The organism is uncultured Parabacteroides sp. (genome assembly GCF_902493135.1).
Lineage (GTDB): Bacteria > Bacteroidota > Bacteroidia > Bacteroidales > Tannerellaceae > Parabacteroides.
In genome coordinates, this window is record NZ_CABUOD010000058.1 from 1 (window position 1) to 19,308 (window position 19,308).

Consider the following 19,308-nt stretch of genomic DNA (forward strand, 5'->3'; position numbering starts at 1 on the left):
TCGCCATCCACTCTTCAGTAGACACAGGTGCGAATTCTGAGAAAAGTTTTTCTTTTAATTCTGCCATAATATTAGTTATTTTAATACTGGTATTAGTAATTGTTCAATAGTATATTGTTCAATAACAAGAGGCAAAGGTAGAATAAATAAACTTGAACGCAAATGAAATACTAACGAATTTGATAGCTCTTTTAACGCCTTTTAGTGGAGACACGAAGAATTCGATACCAAAATGACAAGGGATAAACATTTTCTTCAAAAAAATTCCCTTAAATGATACATCGGAATAAAATATTTACTAATTTCGCAACGTCAAACAAAGACAACTTGGTGCATTCGTCTAGTGGTCCAGGACGCCGCCCTCTCACGGCGGAAACTCGGGTTCGACCCCCGGACGCACTACAAAAAGCTCGCAGTTTACTTGCGAGCTTTTTCTTTTCTCGGAAAATCTCTTACAAGACTTTAAAACTCTATAAAAATCATACTTCCTATAAATCATTTATCCCTTATGCTTTGTTTATATTCTACATAACATATAACATAAAATGAAGTTTATCATGAATAAAGGGACTATCGGATTAAATGCCGGAGCAATCTGCAATTTATTGTTAGATGGTGGGTGTTGGAGTTTTGAGGAGTTGAAAAAGGCAACCGCTTTAACGGAAGCTGATCTGTGGTCGGCGATCGGATGGCTGGCAAGGGAAAACAAAATCGAAATAAAAAGTGCCAGTAGCCAATTGGCTTTCTCTCCGGGAATGAATTGTTATTTCTAAACAACGGTAGGATGTTTGTAGTATCTGCCGTCATCTTCCGGACGACAGATACTGCAACATCAGGAATGAATCCCTTTATTCCGGTTTTCTGAACAATGTCGAAACGACCACGTTGTCCCCGTCATTAGGAGCTGGCTGCAAATCCAGCAAACGGGCAATTATCAGATATAAATTGACATTCGCCATAACCGGCAACTCGACATTCTGTTTGAAAGAAGGTCCTGCCGCATAGAAAATAGCCTCCATTTCCGGAGTAAAATTATCATATCCATGTGTAGCCGCAAATATAGGACGCGATTCGGGACGGAATTGCAAATACGTCCCGATATCCGGTAATACGAACAGATCGCCTATACGCGGATTCTTCCCATACACGAACTTTTCCGGAATCTCGTTCTTTCTCCACGCCGTCACATGAGGTACACGCTTCAGGATTGCATAAGCGCTATCCGTATAAGTTGGTTTCGGATAAAGCAAAGTCGGTACTCCGTCGAAGACATAATCGAAACTGTCGCGAGGCAGATAATCGTTCAGGTTCACATAATTCTCCGGATAATAAGTTGCCATGCCATGATCGGACAGGACGATAAAATCAATCCGGTCAAAGATATCCAGCCTACGGGCTTTAGCAAAGAAGTCACCTAATATACGGTCCAAATGTTCAACCGTCGAAAGGGTCGCCGCCGAATCGGGAGTTGCCCTATGCCCGATTCCGTCCGGTTCTTCCATATACCACATTATCAGATGCGGACGAACTTCCTCAGGCAGTTGCAACCAGACAATCACCGAATCCGCCCGGTCAGAAAAAGGAACATTCTTATCGAACGGTTTCCAGATCGAAGGCTGGCGTCCCTGTATCGGATATTCGCTACCCACCCAATAGAACGAGGCGGTCCGGACACCCTGCTTTTCCGCCGTATTCCAAATCGGTTCACCACCGAAAAAAGCAGGATTAGGATTTCCCATTATATAAACACTGTCCAGATCGGGTGCGTAAAAGAAATTGTTCACCAATCCGTGATGATCCGGATGCAGGCCTGTCGCCATACTGTAATGGTTCGGGAAAGTAACACTCGGAAAACTGGGACGAAAAGCCGCCTTCACACCTACGCATGCCAACGAATCGAGCGTCGGCGTATGGGCATGCGACGGGTAATCGGATCGAAAACCGTCCATAGACAGGACTACGACGTAATGTTCCTTCTTCGAATGGTCCGTACATCCGGTTATCGATAAACAGATTATCAAAAAGAGACTTACCAATATAAATGTCAGAAATCTATACATATTAGATTTAGAAAATATACTTAAAACCAATCTGGGCATGCCAGCGGGACAAAATATCATTCTTGGCGATCGTATTTCTCGAATTATAAGCATACGTGTTTGTATAGTTGCCATCTTCACCCTTCTTATTCCCGATTACCTGCAAAGGCATTACGTTATAGGCAGCGGTGTAGGTGGTTCCCCATTTCTTATTCAACATATTGGCAAAGTTCGTAACGTCGAATGTCACCTGAAATTTGCTGCCACGGTCTTTCAGCACGAAAATATCCTGTGCGACATGCAGATCGACCTGATTTTCCCATGGGGCCGAATTGGAGTTGCGCATGGCGTACGCTCCGCGATGTTTCTTCGCATAGCTGTCGCCTTCGATCCATTCGTTAAACTTCCGACGGTCTTCTTCCGTATTGAATTCCATCTTCTGCAGTTCGTCTTCAGTCGGGATATAAAGCAATGAATTCCCCCCCCAGCCGTCACCGTTGTAGTCGATATAGACTGTTTTCTTTTTCTCGGCATCGTAGTAGGATTCGTTCATCGTCAGACTGTAACGCTGTCCCACGTAACCGTTATAGACGAGAGAGACGGTAGTCGCCATGAAGCCTTTGGCATAGCGGGGAGTCCGATAGCCAACAGAAACCATCACACGGTGAGGAATATCGAACATGGAATAAGCCAGACCGGGACTGTTGGAATCTACTGCATAATTATATTTCCAGTTGGAATAAGCCACAGAAGAGGTTCCGTCATACACCGATTTGGAATGTCCGAACGTATAAGACGCAACCAAATCCAAACCGAAATGAAAACTCTTTTCAAACAAGGCAGACAGAGAATAGGTATATCCCATATTCGTATTTTTCAGATTGGTAATGCTGAAATACTTCTTGTCTACGGAGTAATAAGGGGTGGCGGAAGTTTCCACACCTGGAACGGCATAGACTTTGGCATTGCTCGATAATGCCAGGTTCTCAAAATATACGTTATTGAATGTTTTGGAATAAAGCCCCTCCAAAGTCATCTTCACATCACCGGGCAAGGTACGTTCCAGTGCCAAGTTCACACGGAAAACCTGCGGATATTTAAAATCTTTGGACACCGTCACGACATCGGGAGTCGCGGGACTTCCCTTTTGGGAATTCATAGCACCGATCGGGTCATCCGCATATTGCCCCAGCGAAGGGGCGGAAGTCGAGCCGGAAGCAAAGATAGTCGTACCTTTCTGCTCAACCCCGGTATTATTATAAGCATTGGAAAGCCATACAAAAGGAACACGCCCCGTAAACAACCCCAATCCACCACGAATCAAAGTGGTCCGGCTGTCATCCGTATACCAGCGGAATCCCAGACGAGGAGAGACCATCACTTTGGCTCCAGGCATTTCTCCCACTCTTTCCTTAATATTTTTACTTGCGGCATATTCATTGAACTCATTATTGGTAGTCGGATCATTAAACAACAAAGGAATATCGAAACGCAAACCGTAAGTCAACGAGAAATTATCGGCAACATCCCATTTGTCCTGTGCATAGAAACCGAACTGACCGGCTTTAATGATAGGTGTATAGCGATAGTTACCGCCTGTCACATCGGGATCCGTATACTTGAATACATATTTGGAAGGGCTGTCGTTCAAGAATGCGTCCATCGAACCGAACTCCCATGAGCCGGTAACAGCTTGGATAAAGAGGTTCTTCATCCGGAAGATTTCATTGTGCGTACCGAAGGTAAAGGTATGATTTCCCTTATACCAGGAGAGATTGTCCTCAAATGTGTAAATATCTTGATCCAGAGCGTTTGCACCTGAAGAATACTCCGTACCGATGTTGACCGTCATATTGTTCGTTCCGCTATTATCACTACCGTTAATCTTTACGTTCGGTCCCTGATAAGCCACCTGGCGTTCATCCCGGACTGTCGTAACACCTGCACGAAATTCATTATACAAGATATCGCTCAAATGAGAGTTCCACTCGGCCACAAACGAATTCGTCTTATTTTTCATCCGGTAACCGCTTCCGTTAAAGAAGTAAGTCGTACTTGACGGGCTGAAAATATCATCGTATGAGTTATTATACTGATAACGAAAAGCCAGTTTATTGTTCCTGTCGATATTCCAATCGATACGTCCTAAGAAATTAAAGGCTCTCTGATCTACATCGCGTGACCCGAAACTCTCTCGGATTCCGGTATATTCTTCATACTTATCGGCTATTTTCTGTGCCATATCGGTGGTAAAGCCTTTCTCGTCATATCCGGCATAGAAACGAGACGGGTAAGATTCCTTGCGGTTTTCGACATTAGCAAAGAAGAACAGCTTGTCTTTGATGATCGGACCGCTCAACGTCCCACCAAAAGTTTTTGTGGACTGTTCCGTCAATTTATCCTTTATGTTATCTTTATAAGCATTGTATTTTCCGTAGAGACCTTCATTTGTAAAATAGGAATAGACCGATGCATGGTATGTGTTGTTTCCCTGTTTGGTAATTGCATTGATGCCACCTCCGGTAAAACCGCTCTGACGGACATCGAAAGGAGCTACCACCACCTGGATTTCCTGGATGGCATCCATCGAAATCGGGTTGGCGTTCGTCTGACCGCCGTTTGTTCCCGACGGAGCCAGTCCGAAAACGTCATTGCTTACCGTACCGTCGATCTGAAAACTATTATAACGGTTGTTGGAACCGGCAAAAGTGACACCTCCGTTCTTAGAAGTCATCGCCATCGGCATATTCTTCACGATATCGTAAATATTACGGTCAACCGTCGGAGTACCTTGTATTTTCGATGTAGAAAAGTTTTTGGATGCACCGATATTCGCTTTTGCATCAGCCGTAACCACCACTTCACCCAATTGTTCCAAACTGGGATACAAGGTTGCATTCTGAGTATATGTATTACCCAGTTCCAGTCTGATATCCGTAAAAATAGCCTTTTTATAACCGATATAGGAAATCTCCACTTTATAAGGCCCGCCGGTACGCATTCCCTGGATCGTATAGCGTCCATCTACATTCGTAACCGCACCATACAGCGTTCCGGACGGCTCGTGCACCACTACCACCGTAGCCCCTATCACATTCTCATTCTGATCATCGATAACTTTTCCGCTCAGTGCAGAAGTTGTCACCTGAGCCTGCACAGAAAAACCTATGCATATCAAAATAAATACAAAAAAGCAGATAACTTTTCTCATACAGAAATTTGTTTTAATAAATACCCTCTACATAATTTAACATTGCGACACAAAGATACAACCTTATAATCACGTTTTTATTACATTTCTGCATAAAATTAACGACAACTTATTAACTCTCACTCCCATTACGAAGCTCATCAGCAATATCCCGATGCTGCTGAGCCAACTCTTCTTCCCCTATATGTAGAAATGCCTCAGCAAGATATTCATGGGCTGCAGCATGCTTCGGTTTCAAGTCGACAGCTTTCATAAAGTCAGAAACGGCCTCGTCATAATATTTCAGTTGGAGATAAGATTTCCCACGATTATAACGCGCTTTAAAAGAGTTAGGGTTAAGCCGCACAGCTTCATTCAGACAAGTAACCGCCCGGAAGTTGTCACCCAAATCGAGAAGAGTCACCCCTTTACGTACCCAAGCATCCACAAATTCGGGATAAAGCCTGAGCGCCTTGTCGAAAGAGCGGATAGCTGCATTCGGATCATGTGCTTTCGTGATACATTCATTCCCCATCAAATAGTATTCGTGAGCGTATTCTTTCTGGATCTCCCGCTGAGCATGTATCTCCTCCCTGAGTTTTTTGATCTGCGCCCGTTGAGTATTTATAATTTGCAATTTCATACGAAGCAACCGTTGTACCTCCGGCTTTTCCAGCTCGTTCCGTTTACTTACGGCAGCCGCAAAGGCCTCGACCGTCTCTTTTACATTACCGGATTTAAAACTATGGGCGGCGCGTGCATACAGCAATTCCGCTTCACTTTCACGCAAACTCTTTTCGATCAGCTGCCGATCATTAAACATCTGACTAAACTGCACAATCTCTTTCCGCACAAAGATGTCATGCGGAGAAATCCGACTTTTCAATACCAACCCTTCCAGAGACGTGCAACGGCTTAAAGCGACATACGTCTGACCTCCGGCAAACACACCGCCTGTCAAATCCACCACGACACGGCTGAACGTAAGCCCTTGGCTCTTATGCACGGTGATCGCCCAGGCAAGTCGGATCGGCAATTGCTCGAAAATCCCCACAATCTCCTCTTCGACCTTTTTCTCCTTTTCGTTGTACTTATATTTATAGTTACGCCAGGAAGTTGGCTCGACCAGATATTCCCTCCCGTCCTCCAACAGGACGTAGACATTTCCATTTTCGTCAATCCCCGACACCATACCGATCGTACCATTGACCCAACGGCGTTCATAATCATTATCGATAAAGATGACCTGAGCCTGTTCCTTGATGGACAAGTTCAATTGTGTCGGTAGAGACGATTCGGGAAAATCACCTTCGATCTTACCGTGAGAGACAAATTCTTCACCAGGCAATTCCGCCAACTTCCGTTCATTGATAAAATCCACCTGATCCCGCCGGGTGGCAAGCGTGATGTACATATCTTCATTTCGAGGTGTAAAATCGGGGAAATAGCGAGCATTCAATGTGTCCAACTCCTGTTTCCGCGCGGCATTGTTACGGATGCGGTCCAAAATATTGATAAATACCGGATCTGTCTGCCGATACACTTTCTGCAATTCAATCGGGACCAGATTTATATCCTTGAAGACACGGGCCGAAAAGAAAAACGGACTGGCATAGAAAAGACTTAATATTTCCTTCTGATCAGAAGGGACTACAGGCTCCAATTGAAAGACATCGCCGACAAACAGCAACTGCTTGCCCCCGAACGGCAAACGCATATTACCGGAAAAGACACGCAAAATCCGGTCGACACAATCAATAATATCTGCCCGCACCATCGAAATCTCATCGATAATGATCAATTCTACTTCCGAAATCAACTTCCGATGTTCTTTCCTGTATTTGAAAAACTCAAAGATACGCCCGTTCTTCAGACTCAGGTCCGGATCATCTGGCAACATCGGACGAAAAGGCAATTTAAAAAAGGAATGAAGCGTCACCCCTTCCGCATTAATCGCCGCTATCCCAGTCGGCGCCAATACGACATATTTCTTTTTTGTATGCGCGCAAATGTATTTCAGGAACGTGGATTTACCCGTTCCGGCCTTCCCGGTCAGGAAAACGGACTGGCGTGTATGGGTGATCAGTTGCAAGGCATCCTGAAACTCCTTATTATCTATATCTAATTGAAATTCCAATCGTCTAATTTTTGAGTAGACAAAGCTATAGAATATTTTATATATCTACTTATAAAAAGTTCATAATTTATTTGCAGAAGTTCGGAACTTTACCTTACTTTGTGATATCAAAATAATATCATATATAAATCATTATGAAAACACAGGAAAAGAACTTCGACGGCATTAAAATATCCGGTTTTACGGTTATATTTATCATGCTTGCTTTAACAGGGACAGCCATATATCTACTATCGTTGTCACAAATATCAAGTACCATCGTCGGTGTCATCTGCGGGATATGCGTAGTTGTCATGTTTCCCGGATTTATGATCATTCAGCCGAACAATTCACGCGTATTGACTTTTTTCGGTAGATATGTCGGAACAGTCATAAGCAACGGTTTCTATTGGGTAAATCCACTTTTCCAGAAATCGACCGTAACATTACGTATCCTTAACCTGAACATCGATCCGATCAAGGTCAACGACAAAGTAGGAAATCCGATCATGATCGGAGCCGTAGTTGTCTGGAGAATAAAAGACACCTATAAAGCCTGTTTCGATATATCCGGAAACATCCGGGAGTTTGTCCAAATACAAAGCGATGCCGCTCTTCGACAAGTTGCAGGCATGTACGCTTACGACACAAACGAAACGATTGACAAAGTCACACTCCGCTCCGATGAAAGCGGAGAAATAACCCAACGCTTGGAAGACGAACTTAACAGCCGTCTCGCCATCGCCGGAATCGAAATCGTAGAAGCACGCATCAACTACATAGCTTACGCATCCGAAATCGCCAGTGTGATGTTGCGCCGCCAGCAAGCAGATGCTATCATCTCTGCCCGCGAACGGATCGTTGAAGGAGCCGTCAGCATGGTGCATCTGGCATTGGAAAAACTGGAAAAAGACGGTGTTGTCGAGCTGGATGAAGAACGGAAAGCAGCAATGGTCAGCAATCTGCTGGTAGTCCTTTGCGCAGACGAGTCCGCACAGCCTGTAGTCAATACAGGTACTTTATATCAGTAATTTATACAATAATATAAATATGGCCAAAAAAGAAAATGGAAATGCGACCAAAAATTTCATATTGCGTGTGGACGCAGAAATGATGGAAGCGATTGAGACTTGGGCAGCCGATGAGTTTCGGAGCACAAACGGCCAGATACAATACATTTTGGATCAGGCCTTACGCAAGGCAGGCCGGCTCAAAAAGAAACGAAAACCAAAATCTGAAAAAGAGAATAAAGAGTAGAAAACAATAATAACGAAAACCTGTCCGGACGTTTTTTAAATATCCTTCGGTAGAAAATAGTTTTTCATCCGAAGGATATTTCTTTTTATATCGTATAAATCAGCGGCTAATAAATAACCACGCATCCTTATATTTCGGATTGGAACGGAGAGTTGCCATATAAGATTCCGCAGCTTCGCGATTATCGAATTTATCCGCATAGATACGATACTTCCCATCACGAACAACCTTACTGACATGGTTGCATTCGCTACGATCTACACCGGCAATAAATTCATCCGCCTGCGATTCCGAGGGGAAACTGGCAATTACGATATGATACATTTTTTTAGGCTGGACAATTACAGGCTTGGACACAAGTGCTTTCTTTTCCGGTACCGGAGCAGGCGCAACGTTTTTCACTTCACGCGCAATCACCTCTTCCGATGGTTCCTGCTTCATATCTGCCTCTGCCACCATGCTATCGGGAAAAACCGCTTCAGAAAAAACCGATTTTTGCCCGACCATTCCGGTAGGGACAAAACTGGCTGTATAGGTATCCTGGTTGACATCTTTCACCGGAGTGGAAACCAGCAGGAACAAAGCCAATGCGGCAGCTGAAGCCATAGCCGTACGGATAAGTTTACGACTGATCGGAATATAAAGAGTATCTTTCTTTTCTTTTTGGGATGTAAGAAGAATCTCTTCTCCCCGCTCCTCCTGCAACGGCGCGAGAGCCGGGAAATGGAAAACGGGTAAGCCATACGAAACGACACTAAACAAGTCGGTTTCACCCGGATGGAAAATCATCTGTCCCTCTTCTCCTATACTGAACGAGCCTAACACTCCAAACGACAACTTTCCATACTGTTGCAAAGAGTTCTTTATGTCCTCCACATCTTCTTCCAACATCAACTGTGCCTGACGATAGCTCACCGCATATACCTGCATATACAATTCAGGCAAAAGCCCGTCATTATGCTGCAGCGTCATATTGAAACCAATCTCTTTTCGCAAAGGACGAAACGTATGTTCCTCCACATGCTGCACGGCAGGAACAACCTGCAGAACAAAACCTCCGAACTTCGGTACAATCACACAATCATGCACCAGAAGCAAATGTTCAATATGTGTTACAATTCTAAGCATGCAACAAAGGTAAATCTTTTGTCCGAATTGCCAAAAAAATCATTATATTTCGAGCACTTTCCAATGCGAAACGCATCTGAGTTCATTTTGTTCGTAACCATTCGGTGTCGTATATATTTTCTTTGTTGTGCCCCATAATTATTTTATTAACAAAGACATACATATCGAAGAGAACGCATCGAACCAAAGAAAAAGCAAACACTCTTGGCACGAAGCCTTTGGGCTGTAAACACAAACGCAAGCCAAAACTTTAATTATGAAACGAGAGGAGTGAAGAGTCTAATATGGGACAGGGAGACTCCCCATGCCTTTTTTATACTCTCATGATTTATTTGTATAAATACCTCTTCCTTCTGTAAAAGTTTTTCCCATTTTATTTGGTTTACATCATAAACTGTTTTATTTTTGCAGCGTGCAAGTGAGAAACGCGCAGCTCCTTGCACTTTTTTAATCCATATATGGTTTACAAAATAAACTTATTCACATCAAACTTAAAAAGAAGTCAAAAATGGAAGCAACAGCAGAGACAAACAAAAGAGACTGTTCATTATCAGCACAGATGAAAATGAATATCCTGAGATATATCGTAGTATGCAGTTTCCTTGCAGTAGTCAATTATATCACAAATCCATCTTACTGGTGGTTTTTATGGGTAGTCGCCGGCTGGGGATTGGATCTGAGTTTAAACATCATTAGTCAGTATTTTATCAAACAAGAGGAGGGGAAAATATGAAACGTATTATTATAACAAGTATATTGGCCCTGATTTTCAGTTGCAGTTCGGTAATAGCCCGCACCATCATCGTGAAGGTCAGCAATATCCGGGGTGAAAAAGGGAACATCCTGGTGATGGCTCAACAGGGGAAAGAAAGCAAACCGGTTTATGGAATGGCTAAAGCCGAAAAGGGGGCCGCTGTCATCAAACTGGAAAATGTGGAATGGGACGAATTCGACCTGTCTGTTTTTCATGACGAAAACGACAATTGGAAAATGGATTTCTCTGAAGATAAAAAGCCAGTCGAGGGTTACGCGATGAAAAGCTGTAAACCTAAACAGGACGAAGAGACCGTCAGCCTGAAATTGTACTACCCGACTCACGAGTAAAGTCATGAAACGGGTATCACTCCTGATCCTCCTAATGGTGGCGACTCTCTCCGCTCACGTATATGGCCAGACGAATAGGACAATATACGGCGGCCATATACAAAACCATCAAGGGGAAGCGGTGAACTATGCGACCGTCGTTCTACTGCGGAACGGCGATCAAATAGCCGGAGGCGCAACCGACAGTATCGGAAACTTCGCATTGAAGGCCGACACAGGAGCCTACACACTCATTATTCAATGTATAGGCTTTGAAACGATACGCAAGTCAATCCGACTAACAGCCGACACACGCGAGGCATTTATATTGGAGACTTCAACCTATGCATTGAAAGAAGTGGTAGTGCAAGCTCTTAACATCGAACGAAAAGCAGACCGCTTTGTCGTCAACGTCTCCCCTGCCAGCGGTAAAGACGGGACGGAATTGTTATCGCAAGCACCGGGCGTATGGCTGACCGACAAGAACATTTCCATCAATGGAGCATCGGGGACCAAGGTGTTTGTAGACAACCGGGAAATCAAATTGAGCGGAGAAGAACTGCTTTCCTACCTGCGTTCATTAAAATCCGAGGATATCAGGCGGATCGAAGTGATCCCGATTACCGGAGCGGAATATGATGCCAATATGCGGGGCGGGGTTATCCGGATCTCCCTCCGGCGCAGGCTGGATAACGGCGTACAGGGAAATATCTCGATGGGAACGGTTTTGGCTCCTTCATTAACCCGGTATTTACCTTCCGCCGGCCTTCATGCACGTATTGGAAAATGGAGCATCCAGGCAGCAGCTTCAGGCATATTCACACCGAACGACAGAAGCAAGATGAGTTCGGAAAGGGAATATCCGGAGGAAACTGTTCATTTTTCGAGCCTTTCAGGATTCGACACCCGCTCCGGTTACGGGACGGGACGTTTAGGGGCGATCTTTGAAATAGATACGGCCAATAGTGTCGGGGGAGAAATCGAATACATCCGGCAAACGGCCAAAGGACCGTCCTGGAGCCGGACAAATCTCACGAAAGGAGGATTCATGCTGAACAGTAACGGGAAATACGGACAAAGCAGCCAATACCAGACTGTCACCGCCACGATGAATTATCTGCATAAAATTGACAATCGAGGTTCAGCGATCAAACTGATCGTTGATTATGCAAATAAAAAATCGAAAGGCGATAATGACTACAGCGTCACCCAAGAGACGGAAATGCTGAAACACGACAGCCTCTACAGAAGCCATGCGGATGCGACTTACGAAATTGTCACATCCGACCTGTCGGGATTGAAATATTTCAACAAAAACCTGTCGCTGAACGCCGGAGTGAAGTACACGCATACTTCCATGGACGACTATTCCCACTATGACGGCCTGTCGCAACAGCAGGAATGGAAAGAAAACCCAGTCTATGGGCACAGCCTGAAATACAAGGAGGACATCATGAGTGCGTATGCTTCTTTTTCGGCCGAGGCAGGCAAGTGGTCGCTTATCGCCGGCCTGAGGGGAGAATACACACAGACGGACGACCGGAGCGGCCGCATCAAACGTGACTATTTCGACTTCTTCCCCAACCTGAGTGCCACGTATGCATTCGACCGGATGAAAAAGTGGATGCTGGTCGGCCAATATGCCCTCAACATCGAGCGTCCGGCATTCTACACCTTGAACCCGAACCGGTTGCAAACGTCCGACTACAGTTACCAGATCGGGAACCCCTATCTGCGTCCGACTTATATCAACAGGTTCAGTGCGACACTGGTCTATAACTACCGCTATACGTTGACCGTCGGCGGAAACCTCCACCACGACCTGATCCGGGAGTTTTGCAAACAGGATGCGGGAAATCCGGATATCTCCTACATCACCTACGAGAACCATCATTCGGAAAACCACTGGTTCGTAGCCATCAACCTGCCGATGCAACCGACCGCATGGTGCAACCTGACGGCAAACTTCGTAGGCGTGCGGCAGGATATCCGGATGACGGAAGAGGCCAACTTCAAAGCGCATTATCTGGCCTTTGCCAATGCCAATGCAACGTTTCTGCTGCCGGCGGATTTCACGGCAGAGGTCCAGTACAGCGGGACAAGCCGCCTCTATTCCGGAAACAGCGAGGTCGCTCCCCGCCATACGGTCCATCTGGCCGTGCGCAAAAAGTTTGCCGATAACCGTTTCCTTCTGACGGCTTCCGCCAACAATATTTTCGACCGCCGACAGTCCTTCGTCAGCCGTATCGATGCCTACACAACTTACAGCCGGTACGAAAGCGCCCTTTCGGGACGGACTTTCAAAATATCCCTGACATGGAACTTCAACAGCGGGAAGAAAGTGAAAAAGAGCAAGATCGAAAGAAGTTCGGCCGACGAAAGAAGTCGGCTCAATGAAAAATAATTATCTTTGAATCAACAAAGTACATACGAACAAAATAAAAAACAAATAAAGTTATGGAAGACAGAAAATTAAACGAGAAAGAAAGTCTGGAACTCATTACCCGGATGATCAGGGAAACCCAAGAAAATGTAGCCCGTTATGCCGCCTACCCGCTTCTGGTATGGGGATACACGACGGTTATAATAGCGGTTACCATCTGGTATGCTTTCCTGCAGACCGGTTCTTACAAGGTGAATTATTTATGGTTCGCACTGCCCGCCATTGCCGGCCCGATCACGATCTATTTCGCCCGCAAAAACGGGAAAAGAGGAGTTAAAAACTATATAGACCGCATCACCGGCCAGATATGGATCGTGTTTGGCGTTGTCGGCTGGTTCCTATCCCTTGTCTCTTTTGCCGGAAAGGTGGACATCCTGTTCATCATCCCGTTGCTAATGGGGATGGCAACTACGCTCTCCGGATGTGTCAGCAAATATAAGCCGATGATCATAGCCGGATCTGTCAGCATTGCACTCTCCTTTTCCATCTTATTTATACACGGGGCCGACCGGTTATTAGCTTTCGCCGCTATCTTTGCCGTCATGATGATTATACCGGGACATATCCTGAATAAACAAATGAAGCAGCTATGTTCAAAGAATTAGATCCATTATTACATTCCCAGCTCCGGCTTGCGGTCATGTCCATTCTCTTGTCGGTTGATGAAGCCGATTTCGTCTACCTGAAAGAAAAGACACAAGCGACCGCCGGCAACCTGAGTGTGCAGATAGACAAATTGAATGAAGCCGGATATATCGAAGTCGAGAAAAGCTTCGTCGGGAAAAAGCCCCGTACCACCTGCCGGATCACGCCTGTCGGCAAGCAGGCGTTCGAGGATTATGTGAATGCGCTGAAAGGATATATCGGAATCTGAAAATTTGCTGCATCGACAGATGGGCTTCTGTCGATGGAACAGATGCCCACCTGTCGATCGAACAGAAGCCCATCTATCGGGTGAACAGACGGACATCTGTCGGTCGAACAGAAACCCTTCTGTCAGCCTCGCAACAAATCGCTTGCGATATGTTTTATTCAAAATCGGCCGGATAAGTCAATAGTTGATACATCAAAGCCTTTGCCATCCGGTAATGCCCGTCCGCATTCGGATGAAGGCGGTCCGTATCTTCCTTATGAAAATATCGGGTATGGGAGTCGCTGACAGGATAAAGCCCGCTGACGCTATTGAGGTCGATGACAGGAACGGCCCAGACATTGGCCGCTTCTTTGATCACTTCCACATATTCATCCACATACAGACCGATCCGGTTGGGATAAGATTCGTCCGGCTGGATATTGTTATCCCCGAATTCGGCATATCCGCGATGTATCGGAGTCAACAGTATGATTTGTTTCGTCGGATAATTCGCTTTCAGATAAGACAGGACACGGTTGATACGTCCCCGAAACGTCCGGTCATCCGTTTGTAGCGTCCGCCGCTTACGCACTTCCCGCTTCGGCCCCGACACTTCAACGGATTCTTCCTTCTCGGCGTACCATTCACCTAAAGGAACTCCGGCATTAAAGTCGTTTGTCCCGGCAAAGACCAGGATTGCGTCGATATCGCCACCCCGTTCAGCCAGCAATCTCCCGGCCTGCTCCAACACGCCGTTCCACTGATGACCGTTAATGCCGTAAACGAACGGTTCCATGCCCAACATCTCCGAAAGATACTGCCAATAATTTTTCGTCGTCCCAACATGTATCTTATCGGTAATCGAATCACCCAAGAAAGCCACTTTTTTCCCTTTCCACGGATTAGGGACAGAAACCTCCTGCATTTCCTGCAAGAGACAAGCCGAATAAGGATGAACATCAGTCGACAACAATAAGGCTGACAATAACAAAGCTGAATAACGCATATGCATATCGTTTTTATCAATTAAGATGAACTAAACGTACAAAATTATAAATATACCCCGAAGCGCCCAAAGCATCTCTCCTGTTTTAATTGAAAAATTTACCGTACCTTTGTACAATTCTTATTCACTGTAGAAATATGGAAATTGCAGCATTAGTTTCAGGAGGAGTAGACAGCTCCGTAGTCGTCCACCAGTTGAAAGAGGCTGGATACGATCCAACCATCTTCTATATCCGTATCGGCATGGAAGACAAAGACGGATATATAGACTGCCCCGCCGAAGAAGATATCGAGATCACCTCCTATATAGCCAAGAAGTACGGATGCCGGTTCGAGATCGTCTCCTTGCACGACGAGTATTGGGATCGTGTCGTGAGCTACACCATCGATTCCGTAAAACGCGGACTCACCCCCAACCCGGATATGATGTGCAACAAATACATCAAGTTCGGCTGTTTCGAGGAGAAATGGGGCAAAGACTTCGACAAGATAGCAACCGGCCATTACGCCACGACAACCGAGATCGACGGCAAAGTTTGGCTCTCCACTGCCAAAGACCCCGTGAAGGACCAGACCGACTTCCTCGGCCAGATCACCCGTTTGCAGATACAGAAGTTGATGTTCCCGATCGGACACCTGATGAAAAGCGAAGTCCGAGCCATCGCCGAGCAACAAAAACTGCCGAGCGCCAAACGGAAAGACAGCCAGGGTATCTGCTTCTTAGGCAAAATCAACTATAATGAATTCATCGAGCGCTACCTGGGAAAACGGACCGGAAAGATCGTCGAACTGGAAACCGGCAAGGTGTTGGGCAAGCACAACGGATATTGGTTCCACACGATCGGGCAGCGTAAGGGTTTAGGCTTGAGTGGCGGACCGTGGTTCGTTATCAAAAAGGATATCAAGCGGAACATCATCTATGTTTCCAACGGTTATGATCCGGAAACACAATACGGCAAGATTATCAACATGCACGGCTTCGACTTCATTACCGAAGACCCGTGGGGAGAGTTTGCGGACGAGAAAGAGATCACTTTCAAGATCCGTCACACGCCGGACTTCACACATGGCCGCATCCGTCGCATCGGTGACCTCTACCGCATCGAATCCGACAACAAAATCCAGGGAATCGCCCCCGGACAGTACGGAGTGGTCTACGACAAAGACCACCATCTTTGCCTCGGCAGCGGCATGATTATTGATGAAGAGAAATAGGCCAATTGCCGATTATTATGTATCTTTGTTTCAAGTTGTAATATTTAAACTAAGTAAAAATGGAAGCAACAAGTATAAAAAAAGAAACGATAAAAACATTAAAGACATTCGAGATAGCCATTCCCGAAGAGTACGCTGCAACAATCCGTAAACTAATTCAAGGATTAGGAGGCAAAATCAAGGTCCGCAAAGAAAAAAAATGCGGACTGGATGAATAACCGGTACGCATGCCGATCTATTCTGACCGTTACAGGTTAAACCAGTAATTCATTTTAATCATGAACGTATTCGTTGCGGGAAGGCCGAACATGCGGTCCAGGTTATTCCCCCAGCCGGAAAGATAACGGCTGTCACGATTAGACATCCTGTGTTCCCATACCAAGTATAATGTAGAACCCGGCAGATATTCCCAGCGTGCCACCAGATTGGAACGGAACTCGTTAAAACTGAAGTCCGGCTTCTCCTTTATAAAAGACGTTTCCTCCTCCGACAACGGGCGGAAACGATTTTCATACGTATGCGAAGTCGTATTTGTCATGGATTTGAAATCACTGAACCGGGCAGTCGAGGTAAAAGGCGAGCCATAGAACTGAACCGAAATATCCGGTGTCACGTTTACCTGCAACTTCATGGTCAGCCCGTATGTTTTCTGATCCATATGTGCTGTCATGTAAGGGGCCGTAGTGATCTCCGGTACAGCCTGTACAAATTGCATATTGTCCCTATTCCAGGCATAATTCACCTGTCCGGAAAGATAGACATGGTTTCCGAGACGAAAAGTCAACCCCGGTATAAAGGAGTTGAAACGGTTATATCCATCCAGATTATGATTCCCTTCATATTGCAACGTCAACATAACCCGTTTTGCCTTATCCGTATTAAACTTGACCGATGTCAGGAAATAAGGATCAAACCGCACATCCGGGCCACCCCGTAGCAAACGGCTATCCAGGCTGTTCCAGCAGAACGTTTCCGATAAGACCAGTTCATAACGGCTCATCGTCATCGTCTGCCACTTCAACGCCACATCATTATAAAAAGGAGTCCCGCCATAATTCCATTGGTTCCGTTGTGTCAACGTAAAAGCGTTATACCGGAACATCTTCCAAATATCCGTCTGCCGATAGACGACCTCCGTCTCATTCGATAAATTATCCGTTTGCTTCAAGTAGCCGATATCATTCAGGTCGAAACCGGGAGACGACCAGCTGAAGGTCTCCGCAAAAGCCCATTTCGCATTTCCCTTCCGTCCCAGCTTCAGATAACCGCCCGTTCCATTCAACGAACGACGGTCCGGATCGACCTCCAAATAACCGGCGGAAGACAACCGTTGATAATAATGCACCGCATTTTCCTGTAATGCACGGATCGCCTCCCGACTTCCATTCAGGGAACTGGCCATCGCCTTCGCCTCGATATAATACAAACGATTCTTAAAATATTGCGTAAAATCAATCCCTGCCGTAAACGCATTACGTACCATGAAATCCTCCAGATACGGTTCATCCAAAGCACGGTTTACAGAAGTAACCATTCCCCCCAACAACGTATTCCCTTCCCAGTTTTTCTGCACACGGGCTACGGTATAATTCGTTAACGGCTCCACCACAACCTTATCTTCCACCCCGTTGAACGTCACTTTGGAAGACGACTGTGCCGTCAAGCTTTGCACCACTCCGACCGTCACCCCCTTACGGTTCGTCCCTGTCAGTTTCAAAGCTCCGATAATAGGAATATTCTCTTTCCGGCTGGCAAAGCTATTGACATTATCGATGCCCGGAGGAGTGTAGGAAGGGGCTGCCCCGATACGGCGTGTGTAGAACATCATATCATTGCCGTTGGCAAAATCCAGAATGTGCTTGCCTTCCAGAAAGAACGGACGCTTTTCATCGTAAAAAGTCTCATAGGCCGTCAGGTTCATCACCGAAGGGTCCAACTCCACCTGCCCGTAATCAGGATTGATCGTCAGGTCCAACGTAAAATCCGACAAAGCGAATTTGGCATCCAGTCCCACATTTCCACCCCATCCATGCCCCTTCTGATAAGGGCTGCCGGGGATCTTCGGTTCGCTTCTGTATTTCCCCATCACATACGGCAAGAACTCAATACCACGAGGTTTCGGCAATTCGTCCATCCCGTGCATCTCACCGAACGAAAAGACATGCCCGTTATTTTTCAACGGGATCATGCTCCAGTTCTGCACTTCATTGTTCCGCCGGATGATACGTCTCACATGGAGTCCCCAGATACCATCTTCGGATTCCCGGTTATAACGAAGCTGGCTGAACGGGATACGCAATTCGGCCGTCCAGCTCGAATCCGGCAGATTGGCATGTGTCTTCCCTTCCCAGACCGCATTCCAACTCAAGTTCACATTCAACTTGTCCGTCACGATCAAATCGGTCTTGTTCCCGCCTAAATTAATATTGAATTCCGGAGCCGCCCGATAATCATGATAGGTATCGAAAGCCACACTGATCAGATCGCCCATGCTGTTATCGTCCCGGTTACCGATAAAACGGTTCATCTTCCCCGGAACTCCATCTTTACAATAAACCCCTACATAAATATATTTATCATCATAAAAAAGTTTGACCCGCGTAGGCGAAGAAGAGACAATCCGCTCATAAGGAATAATCTGAACAAAGCGGTCGGACCACTCGCCTTGCTCCGTCCAGAAAGGCTCGTCCAGCTTTCCGTCTATTACCGGCTTGTTTCCCGACACCTTCGTTACATTATAAATACGCTTGTAAGCATCCTTGAAAGGGACAATGGAATCCTGCTGCCCATAGCAAAAGGCACAGGCCGCCAGAAAAAGGAGATTTAAGAGATAGCGGTATTTCATGGTCAAACGAATCAAGCGAGAAGGTTATCGCTTTTTTCTTGCACACAAAGTTAAGAATTATACGGAAATAAAAAGGAGGGTGTCAAAACTCCTTTATCACGATCTTTAAGGCACGGATTACGCGGATTACACGG

Annotated in this window: 16 protein-coding genes and 1 tRNA gene; 11 read left to right on the forward strand and 6 right to left on the reverse strand. The window is 45.8% G+C overall.

Annotated elements, in window-relative coordinates:
• The first annotated feature begins 329 nt into the window (after positions 1–329).
• Both RDN79_RS17350 and RDN79_RS17355 read left to right on the forward strand, forming a co-directional pair.
• Positions 330–402 (forward strand) — tRNA-Glu (locus RDN79_RS17350).
• Between the two features lie 155 nt (positions 403–557).
• Positions 558–773: a winged helix-turn-helix domain-containing protein gene (locus tag RDN79_RS17355; protein WP_186929045.1), complete on the forward strand. Its 216-nt coding sequence runs from the start codon at positions 558–560 to the stop codon at positions 771–773.
• 75 nt (positions 774–848) lie between these two features.
• On the opposite strand, the gene RDN79_RS17360 is transcribed toward RDN79_RS17355, so the two are convergent.
• The 3 genes from RDN79_RS17360 to RDN79_RS17370 form a co-directional block, all read right to left on the reverse strand.
• A complete protein-coding gene (locus RDN79_RS17360) occupies positions 849–2,060 on the reverse strand; it encodes an ectonucleotide pyrophosphatase/phosphodiesterase (RefSeq protein WP_298552615.1) in 1,212 nt (403 codons plus the stop codon).
• Positions 2,061–2,067: 7 nt separating this feature from the next.
• Positions 2,068–5,250, reverse strand: a complete 3,183-nt coding sequence (locus RDN79_RS17365; RefSeq protein ID WP_298552614.1) for a TonB-dependent receptor — start codon at positions 5,248–5,250, stop codon at positions 2,068–2,070.
• Positions 5,251–5,362: 112 nt separating this feature from the next.
• Positions 5,363–7,366, reverse strand: a complete 2,004-nt coding sequence (locus RDN79_RS17370; protein ID WP_298552613.1) for a tetratricopeptide repeat protein — start codon at positions 7,364–7,366, stop codon at positions 5,363–5,365.
• Between the two features lie 134 nt (positions 7,367–7,500).
• Here RDN79_RS17370 and RDN79_RS17375 point away from each other — a divergent pair, with 134 nt between their 5' ends.
• Both RDN79_RS17375 and RDN79_RS17380 read left to right on the forward strand, forming a co-directional pair.
• A complete protein-coding gene (locus RDN79_RS17375; protein WP_298552612.1) occupies positions 7,501–8,376 on the forward strand; it encodes an SPFH domain-containing protein in 876 nt (291 codons plus the stop codon).
• A gap of 19 nt (positions 8,377–8,395) precedes the next feature.
• A complete protein-coding gene (locus tag RDN79_RS17380; protein ID WP_298552611.1) occupies positions 8,396–8,602 on the forward strand; it encodes an Arc family DNA-binding protein in 207 nt (68 codons plus the stop codon).
• A 99-nt stretch (positions 8,603–8,701) separates the two neighbouring features.
• On the opposite strand, the gene RDN79_RS17385 is transcribed toward RDN79_RS17380, so the two are convergent.
• Positions 8,702–9,730 (reverse strand): SPOR domain-containing protein, encoded by a 1,029-nt coding sequence (locus RDN79_RS17385; protein ID WP_298552610.1) that lies wholly within the window; start codon positions 9,728–9,730, stop codon positions 8,702–8,704.
• Positions 9,731–10,238: 508 nt separating this feature from the next.
• Here RDN79_RS17385 and RDN79_RS17390 point away from each other — a divergent pair.
• From RDN79_RS17390 to RDN79_RS17410, 5 genes are read left to right on the forward strand one after another with little or no spacing between them, the layout of a single operon-like run.
• A complete protein-coding gene (locus RDN79_RS17390; protein ID WP_298552609.1) occupies positions 10,239–10,463 on the forward strand; it encodes a 2TM domain-containing protein in 225 nt (74 codons plus the stop codon).
• A complete protein-coding gene (locus RDN79_RS17395) occupies positions 10,460–10,834 on the forward strand; it encodes a DUF2141 domain-containing protein (RefSeq protein ID WP_298552607.1) in 375 nt (124 codons plus the stop codon). The genes RDN79_RS17390 and RDN79_RS17395 overlap by 4 nt, the downstream gene beginning before the upstream one ends.
• A gap of 4 nt (positions 10,835–10,838) precedes the next feature.
• A complete protein-coding gene (locus RDN79_RS17400) occupies positions 10,839–13,217 on the forward strand; it encodes an outer membrane beta-barrel family protein (RefSeq protein WP_298552606.1) in 2,379 nt (792 codons plus the stop codon).
• Positions 13,218–13,270: 53 nt separating this feature from the next.
• Positions 13,271–13,861, forward strand: coding sequence for a hypothetical protein (locus tag RDN79_RS17405; protein ID WP_298552605.1), 591 nt, complete (start codon positions 13,271–13,273; stop codon positions 13,859–13,861).
• The gene (locus RDN79_RS17410; RefSeq protein ID WP_298552604.1) at positions 13,846–14,130 is read left to right on the forward strand and encodes a transcriptional regulator; all 285 of its coding nucleotides are present in this window, start codon (positions 13,846–13,848) and stop codon (positions 14,128–14,130) included. Before RDN79_RS17405 ends, RDN79_RS17410 begins: the two co-directional genes overlap by 16 nt.
• A gap of 154 nt (positions 14,131–14,284) precedes the next feature.
• On the opposite strand, the gene RDN79_RS17415 is transcribed toward RDN79_RS17410, so the two are convergent.
• Positions 14,285–15,121 carry an SGNH/GDSL hydrolase family protein gene (locus RDN79_RS17415; protein ID WP_298552603.1) on the reverse strand — a complete coding sequence of 279 codons (837 nt, stop codon included), beginning with the start codon at positions 15,119–15,121 and terminating at the stop codon, positions 14,285–14,287.
• A 131-nt stretch (positions 15,122–15,252) separates the two neighbouring features.
• On the opposite strand from RDN79_RS17415, the gene mnmA reads away from it, so the two are divergent.
• Both mnmA and RDN79_RS17425 read left to right on the forward strand, forming a co-directional pair.
• Entirely contained in the window at positions 15,253–16,329 is a 1,077-nt protein-coding gene (mnmA, locus tag RDN79_RS17420; protein ID WP_298552601.1) for a tRNA 2-thiouridine(34) synthase MnmA, read from the forward strand.
• A 59-nt stretch (positions 16,330–16,388) separates the two neighbouring features.
• Positions 16,389–16,547 carry a hypothetical protein gene (locus RDN79_RS17425; RefSeq protein ID WP_298552599.1) on the forward strand — a complete coding sequence of 53 codons (159 nt, stop codon included), beginning with the start codon at positions 16,389–16,391 and terminating at the stop codon, positions 16,545–16,547.
• Between the two features lie 29 nt (positions 16,548–16,576).
• On the opposite strand, the gene RDN79_RS17430 is transcribed toward RDN79_RS17425, so the two are convergent.
• Positions 16,577–19,174, reverse strand: coding sequence for a DUF5916 domain-containing protein (locus tag RDN79_RS17430; RefSeq protein WP_298552597.1), 2,598 nt, complete (start codon positions 19,172–19,174; stop codon positions 16,577–16,579).
• Positions 19,175–19,308: the final 134 nt, after the last annotated feature.